The sequence below is a fragment of the Flavobacterium sp. FG139 genome (genome assembly GCF_057809695.1).
In genome coordinates this window covers 95980-111326 of the sequence record NZ_JBMDKL010000003.1, presented here as the reverse complement: position 1 = coordinate 111326, position 15347 = coordinate 95980, and the positions used below count along the sequence as shown (strand labels likewise).

The window sequence follows — 15347 nt, the reverse complement described above, 5'->3', positions numbered from 1 at the left end:
CTAATTGTAAACATCGTAGTATTAGTAGCTACCACATTAATTAAGATTTTATTTTAAATCTTAAGTGATATTTTAAACTGGTTTATACTCTATTATTTTCAAGTCTTTAGAAAGTAAGTCTAAGTATTGATAATGCACTTTATCGTCTTTATCAAAAGCGCCATTTTTATTGATGTCTTCAATAGTTCTAAAATACAATCTATTTTGGGCTTCAATAATTTTCCAATCGATTAATTCATGCAACTCTTGCGATAATTTCACAAAGTTAGCACCGCTTATATCACTCATATAAAGCGATTTTATATCACTACTATCTACTTTCCCATCTTTATTTGTATCAGAATCGGCAAGCGAATACACCATGAAATGCTTTTTAGTTTTATCGGCAATGGTTTTCAAATAAGTAGCGGTTTCAATTAAAATAGGTTTATCTGTTAAGGCCGTTATGGTGTCCTTTCCTATTTCTTGGAATTTTATGTTTTGCAAATAGCCTGTGATTTCATAATCGTTGTTATTAGAAACGGTAAAACTCTGTTGTGATTCGCCACGAGACGATTCATAAGCCACCGCATTATCTCTACTTCCAATATTTAAATCACCAACAGGATGAATTAAAATAGTAGTTCCAGCAAAATGAATAGGCAAATCAGCCACTTTAATTTGCGAAGGATCAGCTTTAGGTTCTGGTTTTTCTTTGGTTGTAGTGCCGTAAGTCACTTTTGGGGTTTCTTTTTCCTGCTTACAAGCTACTAAAAGCACTATTAAAGAAAGGAAAATATAGTTGGAAAAATTTTTCATCTTTATCAAATTAGAAAATCAAATTTACTGAAAATTCTACAATCTAGCTGTCAATTTTATATTAAAAACACGAGTGGTCATGTAATTTGGAATTCCATATTGACTTTTAGTATAGGCATCACGAACCCAAGTATTGGTAATAGCATTTTGGTTATTAAACAAATTATAAATTTCCAAACCTAATGACAAATCTTTGAATTTTTTCAACCAATGCCCTTCTGGACGTTCGTTATTTTTCTCTGTAAATAAATAGGAGAAACCCACATCGGCACGGCGATAATCGCGCAAACGACTTTGGTACAAATAGGCATCAGCATAAGAAGGCGAACCTCCTGGCAAACCAGTATTATAGGTCAAATTCAGATACAATTTTACATTCGGAATGTTTGGCATGTAATCTTGAAATAAGATTCCGAACCTCAATCGCTGATCGGTAGGACGCGCAATATAACCACGATCATCTTGATTTTCTTCTGTTTTCATGTATCCAAAACTAAACCACGACTCGGTTCCAGGAACAAATTCACCATTCAATCGACAATCAAATCCGTAGGCATACGCAACAGCATCGTTGTTGGCGCGGTACCGAATTCGAACATTATCCAACGTATACGTATTTACATCGGTCATACTTTTGTAATAGGCTTCCGAAACCAGCTTAAACGGTCGGTTCCACATCTTAAAATTATAATCGTTACTCAATACAAAATGTACCGATTTCTGTGCTTTCACATTTGGATTTACGACTCCATATTGATCGCGCAATTCTCTGTAAAATGGCGGTTGGTAATAAAATCCGGTAGAAAATCTAAAAATCATGTCCTTATCCCAATCGGGTTTGAGTGCTATTTGTGCTCTCGGACTAAAAACGGTTTGACTTTTTGCATCTGAAATTCCGATTCCAGAAACCAACCAGTTTTGAGCTCGAACTCCAGCATTCAACCAAAATTGGCTACTTCCTAAATTCGTTTTGGTATTCCATTGGGCAAAACCCGAAATTCGGTTGATGTCAACAAAATTCGTTGCACGAACATTTTGATACGGCACTAAAGGCCCAACATAAGGATTATAGGGTTGATCGTTATGAGGTAAATCAACTCTTGGTGGGTTGATTGAAAACCCAGCTGAATCAATGACTTCCCATTCTACTATTCGATCACGAATACTTTCGTGGGTATATTTTAATCCCCAATCAATTTGAAATTTATTCTTAAAATTATGATTTCCTTTTACTTCAGCATTGAAAATGACCGCATCTAAATCGTTACGAGCATGATTCAATTGCGAACCAATAGCTCGATTATAAGTAACGCCACCGAAAGTCTCTGAGCCAATATTAGAATCCACTTCACCCAAATAATAGGCTGCATCAATATCAAAATGTTCTTCTTCTTGCGTGTGGTATGCTGATGTGATTAACTTATACGTACTGGTTTCGTTAGCAATATAATTGGTTTTAAAAGCCCCAAAATACGTTTGATACTGGTCTTTTTCTTGACCTTCGTAAAATATTTGAAGTGCAATAGGTTCACTCAAAGTTCCGAAATTGGTTTGACGCGTTAACGGTTGGTAGCTGTATTTATTTTGCGAAATATTTCCTAAAAAACTAAACTGCCATTTTTTGGAAGCACTAAAATTGATGTTGGATTGAATATCGGCAAACGATGGTTTGTAATTGGATTGGGTTTCTTGACTGTTAACCAAAAGAGAATTGTTGCGGTACCGAACTCCAGTTATGGCACTCCATTTTTTGTTTTTAGAAACACCTTCTGCGGTTACACTTCCACCAAGCAAACTGGCTTCTAGTGACGCTCTAAAATCTTTAGGCTTCCTATAGGTAATATCTAAAACTGACGACATTTTATCTCCGTATTTAGCTTGAAATCCACCAGCCGAAAAATCGATATTCTGAATCATATCGGTATTGGTAAAACTCAACCCTTCTTGTTGCCCTGAGCGAACTAAAAACGGACGGTAAATTTCGATTTCATTGACATACACCAGGTTTTCGTCGTAGTTTCCACCTCGTGCCGAATATTCACTTCCTTCATTAGCACCACCAATCAAGGTTTTTATAAGATCTTCTACACCACCTGATAATTTAGGAATATTGCGAACTACTTCGGGTTCAATATTTATAATTCCAGTAATTCTTTTTCTCTTGTTTGTGATAATAACTTCACTCAACTGATCGGCTTTATTATTAATCACCGGATTAAACTCTACTGCTTCATTAGGTTTTAAAAGAAACGTTTGCGTAATACTTTTTAAAGCAACGTGTGTGTAAATCAAAACGACTTTCTTATTGGCTGGAATTTCAATCGCATAAAATCCGTTGGTATCTGTTATAACCGATTTACTTTGATAACTTATGTTAACACCTTCCACAGGGTTCTTGTTTTCATCTAACACCAAGCCCGTTACTTTAGCATTTTGTGAAAATGAGATAAGCGTAAACAATAAAAAAAGTACTTGAAAAAATGTATGATTTGTTTTCAAAGGATATTATTTTTTTTGACTTCTAAAAAATTGAGTTTCAAAGATAGTAGAATTTCCAACATTATCGGTTACTACAACCTTCAATTTATTTTGCCCTTCCAAGAGCAATCTATCTTCAAAAGCATGTGTTAATTTCTTTGTTTTTGATTCGTATTCAAACAAAACCCATTGATCATTCAAATACCCATTGTAGGTTTTAATTCCTGAAAAATCATCAGAAATAGTCAATTGAATGCTTTTTTTATCAGTAATCCACTTGCCTTCAATACTTTTAGCAATGCTTATTTTGGGAGCTATTGTATCTTTTGCCAAAGTGAACTGCCCCAATGTTTTTGTTCTACAAGTAAACGTATTCCCTACTAGTTTTGTTGTGAGGTAACTTAATTTATTTCCATTTATAGCCGCAATAAACATCCTTTTTTTGTCTTCTTCTGTCGATTTGGTATCTTCAAATGAAATCGTAAAATTAGTATGTGCTGAAACCACATCTTCATGTAAAAAAAGGATGTTGTTTTTCACATCGAAATTCATATAAAAATCATCATAAAAAGTTCCGGCAGGAAAAAAAACAGTCACGTTGTCTTTCTCAAAATTAGTGTCATTTTTATATTTTACGAGGTACTTTGTAGGCTTGATTTCTTCGTTAATTATAGCTTTTTTAGAAGTGTACTCAATTGGTATATCAATCACTACTTTGTTTTGAAAATAATCAGAAACCACAATACGCTCGGTTGCCAAAAAATTAGGGGTTACATTTAAAATACCATTTTCCACATTTTGATGAATGTTACTCCAAGCATAAGGTTGTTTCATAAATAATTTCTGAACCCTTTGATGCGTTTTTTTATACCTAGGATAATCTATAAAAGCGTTGACATATCGTGCTTCATCGAAAATCATTTGGTCAAATTCGTAGCCAAAAACTGGTTTACCATTAGAAAAAAGTTGTGTTTTATAAACACCATTCGTGTTGTATGAAACGTCATCGGTGTCGGATGCATTGATCCCGAAGCCGATTTTACCCATTGCCAGAACTTTTTCAGACAAATAAGTTCCATCTTTTTGAAGCGACAAACTCAGCAAAACCGGACGTTTCGATTCATTTACCACCGAACTCTCATCTACAGGATACACCAACAAATTGGAAACCGTTGGATTACGAGTATCTTTCAACTCTATTCCGAAAAACAACGGGTTGATAATTTGTTCGGTTTTGTTATCTCGGAATTCAAAATGAAGATGAGGCCCTTCAGAACCACCAGTGTTTCCCGATATAGCAATAACTTCTCCTTTCTTAACAGGCAATTCATTGGGTTTAAAATAGGCTTCAATTTCATAGCTTTTGGCAGCGTATTGCAATTCGATTATTTTATCTTGAATGGTGCCTGTAGCTTTTTGAAGATGTCCGTAAACGGTTGTAAATCCGTTAGGATGGGTGATGTAAATAGCTTTCCCATATCCAGCAGTTGACACTTTAATTCGGGAAACATAACCATCGGCAGCAGCATAAACATTGAGACCTTCTTTCTGATTGGTCTTGAAATCGAAACCAGCATGAAAGTGGTTAGGACGTAATTCCCCAAAATTTCCAGACAACTGCATAGGGATGTCTAAAGGAGGTCTAAAAAAATCTTTGGGATACTGATTTTGTGCAGAAACAAACGTGGCGGATAATAATAGGATTCGTAAAAAATTCATTATGTAAGGTTTTTTGCTAAGATATGAAAAACTTTATAAATATAAAATTACAGTTAATACCAATTATAACTCTCTATTAAACAAAATATTAGATTTAAATAAAAAAATATATACAATTTTTAACTAAAAATATTGCTTTAATAGAATAGGAATTATAAATTTGTAAGATTAAGTAATGAAATTGTCATAGATGAGTGAAATTGCAGAAATAATTGATACTCTTGAAACTAAGATTCAAAAACTGTTTAATAAAATAGACCGTTTAGAACAAAAAAATCAAGCGTTACAACAAGAATTGAAAATTTCTGCGAGCACCTTGCAAAATCAGACGGTAACTATTGACACGTTAAAAAAAGATTTTGACACATTAAAAATGACCAATTCGTTATTGGGCAGTGAAGAATATAAAAGAGATACCAAGCTTAAAATAAATTCATTAATTCGTGAAATTGATTACTGTATAGCACAACTTGCAGATTAAATTATGGATGAAAAGCTTAAAATTAAGATATCAATTGCAGACCGAGTGTATCCATTAACGGTAAACATGTCGCAAGAAGAAGCAATGCGAAGTGCTTCCAAAAAAATTGATGTAATGATTAAGCAATTTGAAGAAAATTATGCAGTTCGAGATAAACAAGATGTATTGGCCATGTGCGCATTACAATTTGCTTCTCAATTGGAACAAAAAAATGTTGAAAATGCTATTGACGGAACCGAATCAATAGAACGATTGACAAAAATTAATAGTTTATTGGATGACTATCTCAACAAATAATAAACAAAAGAAAAAACGTTCTTACAAATAGACTAAAAATACTGCCTACATTAGTTCATTTTTGGTAAACTCAACACTAACAAATTAAAATGAGTAAATCGTCGCCACTATAGTAAGCCCATTCAGTTGGGAAACTTGAACAGCGCGTTAGCTCAAAACTTGTCCTTACGAGTTTATACAAGCAATTAATGTAGGTTTTTTTATATATAAATTTTAACAAACATGAACATAGTAGTACTTATTATCGCCCTTATAGGTGGACTTGCCGGAGGTTTTGCAATAGCCAAAATGCTCGAGAAAAGCAACGTATCCAACCTGATTAAAAACGCCAAGAAAGAAGCTGGATCAATTTTAAAAGACGCCAATTTAGAAGCCGAAAATATCAAAAAAGACAAGCTACTTCAAGCCAAAGAGAAGTTTCTTGAATTGAAATCGGAACATGAAAAAGAAATTTTATCGAAAGATAAAAAAATGGCTGAAGTTGAAAAAAGAATTAGAGATAAAGAATCACAAGTATCAAGTGAATTAGCAAAAGCTAAGAAAGTGAACGATGATTATGAAGCCAAAACTAATGAATATAACTCTAAAATCGAAATGCTTGACAAAAAGCATCAAGAGATAGAAAAAATGCACAAAAGTCAAGTAGAACAATTAGAAGTAATTTCTGGTTTATCTGCTGAAGACGCCAAAGAGCAATTAGTAGAAAGCTTGAAAGCAGAAGCTAAAACTAAAGCGATGGCTCACATTCAAGAAACTATTGAAGAAGCCAAACTTACAGCGGCACAAGAAGCTAAAAAAGTAATTATTAACACCATTCAACGTGTTGGAACTGAAGAAGCGGTAGAAAATTGCGTTTCGGTTTTCAATATTGAATCGGATGATGTTAAAGGTAGAATTATTGGTCGTGAAGGTAGAAATATCCGTGCCCTTGAAGCTGCAACTGGTGTTGAAATTATTGTGGACGACACTCCAGAAGCCATTATTTTATCTTGTTTTGACCCTGTTAGAAGAGAAATCGCTCGTTTATCATTACACAAATTGGTAACTGACGGACGTATTCACCCTGCGCGTATTGAAGAAGTGGTTGCTAAAACAGCCAAACAAATTGACGATGAAATTATAGAGGTAGGAAAACGTACCGTAATTGATTTAGGAATTCACGGATTACATCCAGAATTGATTAAGATTGTAGGTAGAATGAAATACCGCTCGTCTTATGGTCAGAATTTATTGCAACACTCGCGCGAAGTGGCCAAACTTTGTGGTATTATGGCTGCCGAATTGGGATTGAATGTAAAACTAGCCAAACGTGCAGGTTTACTTCACGATATTGGTAAAGTACCCGATGCTGAAAGTGATTTACCTCACGCGCTATTAGGAATGCAATGGGCAGAGAAATATGGTGAAAAAGAGGAAGTTTGCAACGCCATTGGTGCACACCATGACGAGATAGAAATGAAATCGTTAATCTCACCAATTATTCAAGTTTGTGATGCTATTTCTGGAGCTAGACCAGGTGCTCGTCGCCAAGTATTAGATTCGTACATTCAACGTTTAAAAGATTTAGAAGAAATTGCCTTCGGTTTTAATGGCGTTAAGAATGCCTATGCTATTCAAGCAGGACGTGAATTGCGTGTCATTGTAGAAAGCGAAAAAGTAAGTGATGATATGGCCTCTAACCTTTCGTTTGAAATATCTCAAAAAATTCAAACGGAAATGACGTATCCTGGTCAAGTAAAAATTACGGTAATTCGAGAAACTCGTGCGGTTAATATTGCTAAATAATTTTAGCAACAAAATAAAAAAAGGTACGCAATGCGTACCTTTTTTTATACTGTATTCTATACAAAAATAGTTTCAAAATCCTCTTGAGTCATGGGTTTATAGTAGTACTTCTTAACTTCATCTTGATATTCTTTCGACTTATTCAGGTCGGATATATCATTAGAAGAGCTTACTAAATATACCGTAATCTCTTTGGATATAGTTTTTTTTAATTTTTTAAATTCTTCTAAAAATTGCCAACCATCGTATACAGGCATATTGATATCCAAAAGGATTAAATCGGGTACGTTATCTGTTTGTACTTTATCTTTTAATTCATCAATGGCTTCTAAACCATTAAAAAAATATTTGGTTCTGACGTCAATATTGCATTTTGAAAATAACTTTTTTATAATAAAATGATAAACTAAATCATCATCAACAACAAAAATAGTATTAAACTTCTTCATTAAAATTTATTTTAAAAGTGGTTCCGACATTAACTTTACTTTCTACTTGAATGCTTCCTCCCATCGACTCAATCTGATTTTTAGTGATAAAAAGCCCAATACCTCGCGCATCATCATTTTTATGAAATGTTTTATACATTCCGAACAATTTTTCACCGTGTTTTTCTAGATTTATACCTAATCCGTTGTCTTGTATCATAAGAATTACTTTTCCGTTTTCTCTTCTAGATGAGTAACTTATCTCAGGAATACGTTCGGGATGAGAGTATTTTATAGCATTTGTTGTAAAATTTAAAAATAAACTTTCTAAATATGCAGGATTAAACTTAATGGTATCTTTTTCCCCAATCTTATTAACAATGGTCACTTTGTTATCTCTAATCTCTTTACTCAACACTTCAAGCGTATGATTCAGAAATAATCCTAAGTTAAGATCCTCTTTTTTATGAATAATAGTCGTATGGATATCTACTAATTCTTTCAGATGATCGATTGTGTCAGATAAGGCATTTGAAGTTGTTTTCAAGTATCCAAGACATTCCTCTTGATTTAATTCATCATCGGGTTCATCCATCATGTTTAAAAGCATCTTAAAATTGCCTGTATGTGATCGTAAATTATGAGAAACGATATGAGCAAAATTGAGCAATCTATTATTTTGCTCGATGATAATGTCTAGATTATGAAGTAATTCTTGCTCTTTTTCCTTATTAGAAGTTACATCGCTATGCGTACCAATAATTCGCAATGGATTGCCTTTTGCGTCCCTTTCTATTATCTTGCCTCTACTCAATACCCAGCGGTAAGTGCCGTCTTTAGCCAAAACTCTTTTAGTATTTTCAAAAAAAAGCGTTTTATTATCAATGTGAGCCTGAATATTTAATAAATAATCTTCTAAATCATCTGGATGAATTCGTTCGTCCCATTGCGTATTACTAGTAATATTATCCATTTCATCCAATTGAAGAATATCTAATGATTCTTTTGAAAAATAGACTTTACCCGTTTTAACATTATAATCCCATATTCCTTTTTTAGAGGCTTCAAGCGCAAATTGGTATCGGGTTTCAGATTCTTGAACTTTTAATTCTCGATTTTTAACACTAGAAATATTGCTCAAATTACAATAAAAAACAGTGTTTTTATCTGCATCAAGTTCGACACTCCCAACAACTTTAAACCAATGAATTCCTTTGTTTTTTAGTACAACCCTAAATTCACAATCCCAAGGCTGTAGTTTTTTTTTAGAGGATTGCAATGAATCAAAAAATAGATTTTTATCCTCTGGATGCAATCGACTGTTTATGATATCTATGGGATTACTGTGCAATTCAAACTCATTAACTTCAAAAAAAGAAATGACATTCTTATTTATATAAGAGAAATAAAAATTATTTTCTGGTGAAATTGTTAGCTGAAAAATCAAATCGGGTACTTGATTCAAAATTTTCTTATAAAAGCTAACTTTTTCTTCCAACAAATAATTGTTAGAGGTTAAACTTGTTTTCATAATCTATAATAGTTTTGGGGCTATTGACGTTATTTTTCTACAAAATTTACTATGACAATAAAACAAATATATAAATAAAACCGACAAACAACGCATTTTACACGATTAAATGCATAAAATTAATAAAATCTTAATGTTTCTAACAAAATGAACAACCTCAAAAAAATCACTTCCTTGGATGATAATTATTGATTATTTGTGTTAAATGTTTGCGATCTAAATGAACATAAATTTCGGTGGTAGTAATCGATTCATGCCCCAACATAAGTTGAATAGCTCTTAAATCGGCACCATTTTCGAGCAAATGAGTAGCGAAAGAATGTCTAAAAGTATGCGGACTAATGGCTTTTTTCAAATTAATAATTACAGCCAATTCTTTTATTATCGTAAATATCATGGCTCGTGTCAATTGACGACCTCTTCGGTTTAAAAACAAAGTATCTTCATATCCTTTTTGAATGTTCAAATGAACTCGAATCGAATCTTTGTACAAGGAAATGTATTTTTGAGTAACTGGACTAATCGGTACAAAACGTTGTTTATTTCCTTTTCCGGTAATCTTAATAAACCCTTCATCAAAAAATAAATCAGATATTTTTAGAGAAATCAATTCGGACACCCGTAACCCACAACCGTATAAAGTTTCCAGCATCGCTCTGTTGCGTTCGCCTTCAGGTTTTGACAAATCAATTGCTTCAATTAATGTATCAATATCTTGAACTGATAAGGTATCGGGTAATTTACGTCCTAAACGCGGTGCTTCTATCAATTCCATTGGGGAATCAATACGATAATCCTCAAAAATCAAATAGGAAAAAAAACTTTTTAATCCCGATATAATTCGAGCTTGTGAACGCGCATTAACTTCTTTGGATACTGCATAAATAAATTGTTGAATTTGCTCTTCCGAAATGGTAATGGGAGAAACAGCAATAGCATTTTCATCCAAAAAAAGACACAAACGTTCAATATCAAATGAGTAATTATCTATGGTATTTTTGGATAAGCCTCGTTCAATTTTTAAATACGACTGAAAGCTTTTTATATAAGTTGTCCAATTCATCACAACAAAGAAACGAGAAAGAACTGAATAAAAAAAACCGCCTGATTACTCAGACGGCTTAAATATATAACTTTTTATAGTTTTATTACAATTTAAATACAACCCCAACATTAAAAGCGCTATAGGCATTTTTAATAGTTGATGCAGTTGTTTTTGAAACATCAGATAAACCAGTAATACTTTGGTAATCAATTAAAATACTAGTTTGTTTAGAAACTTCGATTTTATAACCAATTCCAACATTTAATCCAATTTGAGTAGTATTTGCCAAATATTTAATATCTGTACTATTATCTTTGGCAGACAAAAGAAATCCAATACTTGGTCCAAAATTTAAATTCCATTTTCGGGTGCTCCCAAAATGCCAATTAGCATTTACTGGGATGGTTAAATAATTCAATTTTTCCTCGACACCATAAAATTGACTGCCCATTGTTTGCAAGTGCAATCCAGAACGGAGACTCCATCGATTAGAAAAAAAGTAATCTCCTCCTACACCAAAGGTGCCTTTAGAAAGTGATGAATTATTGTTAACATTATTACCATAATAATTAGAAGATGAATAACCTACTTGAGGTGCAAGTTCAATAGCTCCTTTTTCTCTGGATTGAGCATTTGAAAAAAGAGCAAGTAATAAAGCGGCAGATAAAAATAATTTTTTCATATAATATTATATTGATTAATTCTCAAATATAAGAAAAATCAGTTAAAAAGCTATTATGGATAAAAAAAACCGCCTGATTACTCAGACGGTTTTGGTATTGAAATCTAAATTAGATTAGAATTTGTATAATGCTCCGAAAGTTGGAGTATTAAAGAAATTGTTGAAAACATTTAAGTTAACATCCATACTTGATGAACCTTTGTCTCCAGATTGGTCAGTTTTAGCAGTACCAAAATTGATAACATTTCCTAAACCGAAAGAAATAGCAACTTTTGGAGTTAAGAAATAGTTCATACCTAAACCAGCACCAATGTTGAAAGTGTTGTTTTTAACTGTAGTACTAACTCCAGTTTTTTCTGTTCCAACGTTAAATCCAAATTCAGTGTAAGTTTTGAATCTCTCACCAACTTCTAAGAAGTAGTATCTTCCAAATGCACCTACGTTGAAGTTGCTTGATTTAGAAGTATTAGTTCCAGCAACAGTAGTTTTTCCTGAACCAATTCCTAACTCTACTCCAACAGCAAATTTATCTGATAAAAAGTAACCAGCTTTTGGATTGAATTCGAATGAATTGATTTTAGTTTCAGTGTTTTTGTCGTTTGAACTAGATGTAGCTAAGTTACCTTCTACAAATACGTCACCTTCTGAAAATCCAAAACCTTTAGATTCTTTTTTGTCTTGAGCGTTAGCAAATCCGAATGCGAATACTGCTGCTACGGTTAAAATAATTTTTTTCATTGTTTTATTTTGTTTAAAATTAATGTGACAAAGTTAAACCTATTATGTTTTTATTCATTTAAAGGGTGTATTTCAGTTATTAACAGAGTTATTAACATCGTAAGGTGCTGAAAATACTGAAAAACAATCAGTTAAATCGATTCTTATCAACAATGCAAAAAAAACAATTTTTCAAAGGTTACAAAATTGACGCTAAAAACACCAAAAACCATTGAATTAATAGGTAAATGGTTACTTTTACCACCTAATGAAAGCGATACATCCTAAGAAAAAACCCTTTAAAAGCTATTAAATCATTAAATAATTTGTTTTTTTCATCAAATCAATAAAGTTTTGTCAAACTATTTCATCATTATGTGTAGTTTTCCTATTTTTACCAAAAGCAATATTTATGAAAATTATCATCATCAACGGACCTAACCTCAATCTTTTAGGGAAACGTGAACCCGAAATATACGGATCCAAAACCTTTGAAGACTATTTTCAAGAGCTAAAACAACACTTTTCGTCATTAAATTTAGAGTATTATCAGAGTAATATTGAAGGCGAATTGATTAGTAAAATTCAAGAAGTGGGTTTTACCTACGATGGAATTGTTTTAAATGCTGCTGCCTACACACACACTTCTATTGGAATTGGCGATGCTATTAAAGCAATAACCACTCCAGTTATCGAAGTACACATTTCCAACACGTTTTCACGTGAAGATTTTAGACACCAATCGTATATTTCTCCCAATGCCAAAGGTGTCATCATTGGCTTCGGATTAAAAAGTTACGAATTAGCGCTTCACTCGTTTTTGTAAACTACTATCCTCTTTTTATATAAACCCCTTTCTTAATTAGACTCCATACCAATGAAAAAAATTACGCTACTCCTATTATTACTTCTTTCGGTTCCAACTTTTGCTCAAATTAAAGGAACGATTACCGACACTAAAGGTAAGCCTATGCCATTTGTGAATATTTATGTAAAAGACACTTACATCAGTACAACATCCAACGACCAAGGTAAGTATGAGTTAAACCTTAAAACTTCGGGAACTTATGTAGTGCTTTACCAATATTTAGGGTATAAAACCGATAAAAAAGTAATCGAAGTCTCTAAAGTAGCTCAAAATGTAGATGTAATTTTGATTGAAGAAGAAATTCAACTAAACGAAGTAGTAATTGACAAAAAGGTAAATCCTGCGATTGAAATTATTAAAAATGCGATTGCCAACCGAAAAGACAATGCGTTAAAAACGGCTAAATACAATGCCGATTTTTATTCTCGAGGTATTTTTAGAGTCAAGAATTTACCGAAAACCATCATGGGTCAAAAACTAGATTTCTTTGATGAAGTAATCGATTCTACGCGAAGCGGCATCCTTTATTTATCAGAAACCGTATCAAAAATATCCTTTCAAAAACCTGATAAAATGAAAGAAGTGATTGTAGCTTCAAAGGTCAGTGGGAATGATAATGGCTTTAGTTTTAACAATGCCGCCGATGTCAATTTTGATTTTTATGAAAACTATCTAGATTTTGATGTAAAGGTAATTTCACCCATAGCTGACAATGCGTTCAATTATTACAAATACAAATTTGACGGCTCTTTTGCCGATGAAAACAATAAAATTATCAATAAAATTAAAGTAACTCCCAAACGAATCACCGAACCAGCCATGGAAGGTTATATCTATATTGTAGACGATTCTTGGGAAATTTATGCCGTTGATTTGTCTATCAAAGGAAATCAGATGCAAAATCCAGCACTCAATACACTAACCTTAAAACAAAGTTTCAGTTACAATAGTAAGAATAAAATTTGGTCTAAAAATACCCAAACCATCGATTTTGAAGCCGGAATGTTTGGCATCAACATTAATGGAAAATTCACTTACGTGTTTTCTAATTTTGAATTTCCAGAAAAATTTGAAAAGAAAACCTTCACCAATGAAGTATTGAAATTTGAAGAAAATGCCAATAAAAAAGAAGATTCATTTTGGAATACCATTCGACCTGTTCCATTAACATTAGAAGAAAGCACCGATTATCTTAAAAAAGATGCTTTACAAACTAAAAAGAAATCAAAGCAATATTTAGATTCTATCGATAACAAAAGAAATAAATTCAAATTTATGGACATCATTTCGGGTTACCGCTATTCGAATTCCTATAAAAAATGGTCCTTAAATTATGATGGTCCAATGATGTCAACCTCATTCAATACGGTTCAAGGTTGGAAAACACAAGTTGGTTTTTCGTATTTCAAACGTGATGATGAAAAAAGAACGTACACCCAAATGGGTACTCGTTTCGACTATGGCTTTTCTGAAAAACAATTGCGTCCGTTAGTTTATTATTCGCACAAGTTCAACAATCTCAACAATGCCATGCTCTCTGTAAATGGCGGTAGCACCGTAAATCAATTTAATTCAAGTAATCCTATTTCAACAGTAGTCAATAGTTTTAGTAGTTTATTCTTCAAAAATAATTTCATGAAATTGTATGAGAAAAACTTTGTCGCTGCCAATTTTGGGCGTGAAGTGGTTAATGGATTGAACATGAATCTGAATTTGGAATACGCCGAACGCAAACCTTTATGGAATACCACCGACCAAAGCACCATCAAAAGCAACGATGTGTATTCGTCTAACAATCCGTTGTTACCTTTTGACGAAATCACTCCAGCTTTTGAAAAGCACAATCTAGTGAAAGGAAATCTTTTGGCTCGCATCAAATTCGGACAACATTATTGGACGCGTCCAGATGGAAAATACAACATCGGAAACGACAATTACCCTACTATTGCTATTGGCTATGAAAAAACTTTTTCAGCAACCGATAAGAAATACGAATACGATTTACTATCGGCACGGATCACTCAAGATTTTTCTATCGGCAATAAAGGCGATATGAAAATCAACCTGAAAGCAGGGAAATTCTTCAATGCAGATAACATTGCTTTTGTTGATTACAAGCATTTTAACGGAAATCAAACCCACGTTAGTGGCGGCGATGGGTATACCAATGTGTTCAACAACCTACCCTATTATTCGTCAAGTACTAACGATAGCTATTTTGAATTTCACATCGAGCACAACGACAAAGGGTATCTGATGAATAAGATTCCGCTATTGAACAAACTGAAATCGCAATTGGTTTTAGGATTTCACGATTTGGCTGTTCCAGGAAGAAATCCGTATCAAGAGTTTACTGTTGGTTTAGATAATTTAGGAATTGGAAAAGCACGATTGTTTAGAATTGATTATGTTCGTTCCTATCAAAATGGTTACCAAGGCGATGCTATTATTTTCGGATTGAAATTCTTAAATGTAATAGAATAAAAAAATAAATTTCAATGAAGAAAATCCCAAGTTC

At 33.0% G+C, this 15347-nt stretch carries 13 protein-coding genes; 5 read left to right on the top strand and 8 right to left on the bottom strand.

Translation table 11 applies throughout. The features are described 5' to 3' along the window. Positions 1 to 72: 72 nt before the first annotated feature. Genes ACODSI_RS03365 through ACODSI_RS03355 form a run of 3 tightly spaced genes read right to left on the bottom strand, consistent with a single transcriptional unit; the run spans position 73 to position 4995 of the window. Positions 73 to 798, bottom strand: a complete 726-nt coding sequence (locus ACODSI_RS03365; RefSeq protein ID WP_488915437.1) for a hypothetical protein — start codon at positions 796 to 798, stop codon at positions 73 to 75. A gap of 36 nt (positions 799 to 834) precedes the next feature. After that, positions 835 to 3297, bottom strand: a complete 2463-nt coding sequence (locus tag ACODSI_RS03360; protein WP_488915436.1) for a TonB-dependent receptor — start codon at positions 3295 to 3297, stop codon at positions 835 to 837. Between the two features lie 6 nt (positions 3298 to 3303). Further along, positions 3304 to 4995 carry a M23 family metallopeptidase gene (locus ACODSI_RS03355; protein ID WP_488915435.1) on the bottom strand — a complete coding sequence of 564 codons (1692 nt, stop codon included), beginning with the start codon at positions 4993 to 4995 and terminating at the stop codon, positions 3304 to 3306. Between the two features lie 190 nt (positions 4996 to 5185). Between ACODSI_RS03355 and ACODSI_RS03350 the strand changes: the two genes are divergently transcribed. The 3 genes from ACODSI_RS03350 to rny all read left to right on the top strand — a co-directional run bounded on the left by ACODSI_RS03350 (position 5186) and on the right by rny (position 7558). Next, entirely contained in the window at positions 5186 to 5476 is a 291-nt protein-coding gene (locus ACODSI_RS03350) for a hypothetical protein (protein ID WP_488915434.1), read from the top strand. 3 nt (positions 5477 to 5479) lie between these two features. Beyond that, on the top strand, positions 5480 to 5773 hold the full coding sequence (locus ACODSI_RS03345; protein WP_488915433.1) for a cell division protein ZapA: 294 nt from the start codon (positions 5480 to 5482) through the stop codon (positions 5771 to 5773). Positions 5774 to 5995: 222 nt separating this feature from the next. After that, the gene (gene rny / locus ACODSI_RS03340) at positions 5996 to 7558 is read left to right on the top strand and encodes a ribonuclease Y (RefSeq protein ID WP_488915432.1); all 1563 of its coding nucleotides are present in this window, start codon (positions 5996 to 5998) and stop codon (positions 7556 to 7558) included. Between the two features lie 56 nt (positions 7559 to 7614). Here rny and ACODSI_RS03335 read toward each other — a convergent pair whose 3' ends face one another. From ACODSI_RS03335 to ACODSI_RS03315, 5 genes are all read right to left on the bottom strand, one after another. Continuing rightward, positions 7615 to 8007: a response regulator gene (locus ACODSI_RS03335; RefSeq protein WP_488915431.1), complete on the bottom strand. Its 393-nt coding sequence runs from the start codon at positions 8005 to 8007 to the stop codon at positions 7615 to 7617. Further along, a complete protein-coding gene (locus tag ACODSI_RS03330) occupies positions 7994 to 9517 on the bottom strand; it encodes a PAS domain-containing sensor histidine kinase (RefSeq protein WP_488915430.1) in 1524 nt (507 codons plus the stop codon). Before ACODSI_RS03330 ends, ACODSI_RS03335 begins: the two co-directional genes overlap by 14 nt. Before the next feature lie 166 nt (positions 9518 to 9683). Next, positions 9684 to 10580 carry a site-specific tyrosine recombinase XerD gene (gene xerD / locus ACODSI_RS03325; RefSeq protein ID WP_488915429.1) on the bottom strand — a complete coding sequence of 299 codons (897 nt, stop codon included), beginning with the start codon at positions 10578 to 10580 and terminating at the stop codon, positions 9684 to 9686. Between the two features lie 85 nt (positions 10581 to 10665). Next, positions 10666 to 11244, bottom strand: a complete 579-nt coding sequence (locus ACODSI_RS03320; protein ID WP_488915428.1) for an outer membrane beta-barrel protein — start codon at positions 11242 to 11244, stop codon at positions 10666 to 10668. A gap of 114 nt (positions 11245 to 11358) precedes the next feature. Then, the gene (locus tag ACODSI_RS03315) at positions 11359 to 11982 is read right to left on the bottom strand and encodes an outer membrane beta-barrel protein (RefSeq protein WP_488915427.1); all 624 of its coding nucleotides are present in this window, start codon (positions 11980 to 11982) and stop codon (positions 11359 to 11361) included. Between the two features lie 391 nt (positions 11983 to 12373). Here ACODSI_RS03315 and aroQ point away from each other — a divergent pair, with 391 nt between their 5' ends. Both aroQ and ACODSI_RS03305 read left to right on the top strand, forming a co-directional pair. Next, complete coding sequence (gene aroQ / locus ACODSI_RS03310) at positions 12374 to 12787, top strand: type II 3-dehydroquinate dehydratase (protein ID WP_488915426.1); 414 nt, start codon at positions 12374 to 12376, stop codon at positions 12785 to 12787. A gap of 51 nt (positions 12788 to 12838) precedes the next feature. Continuing rightward, a complete protein-coding gene (locus ACODSI_RS03305; protein WP_488915425.1) occupies positions 12839 to 15313 on the top strand; it encodes a DUF5686 and carboxypeptidase regulatory-like domain-containing protein in 2475 nt (824 codons plus the stop codon). Positions 15314 to 15347 lie beyond the last annotated feature (34 nt).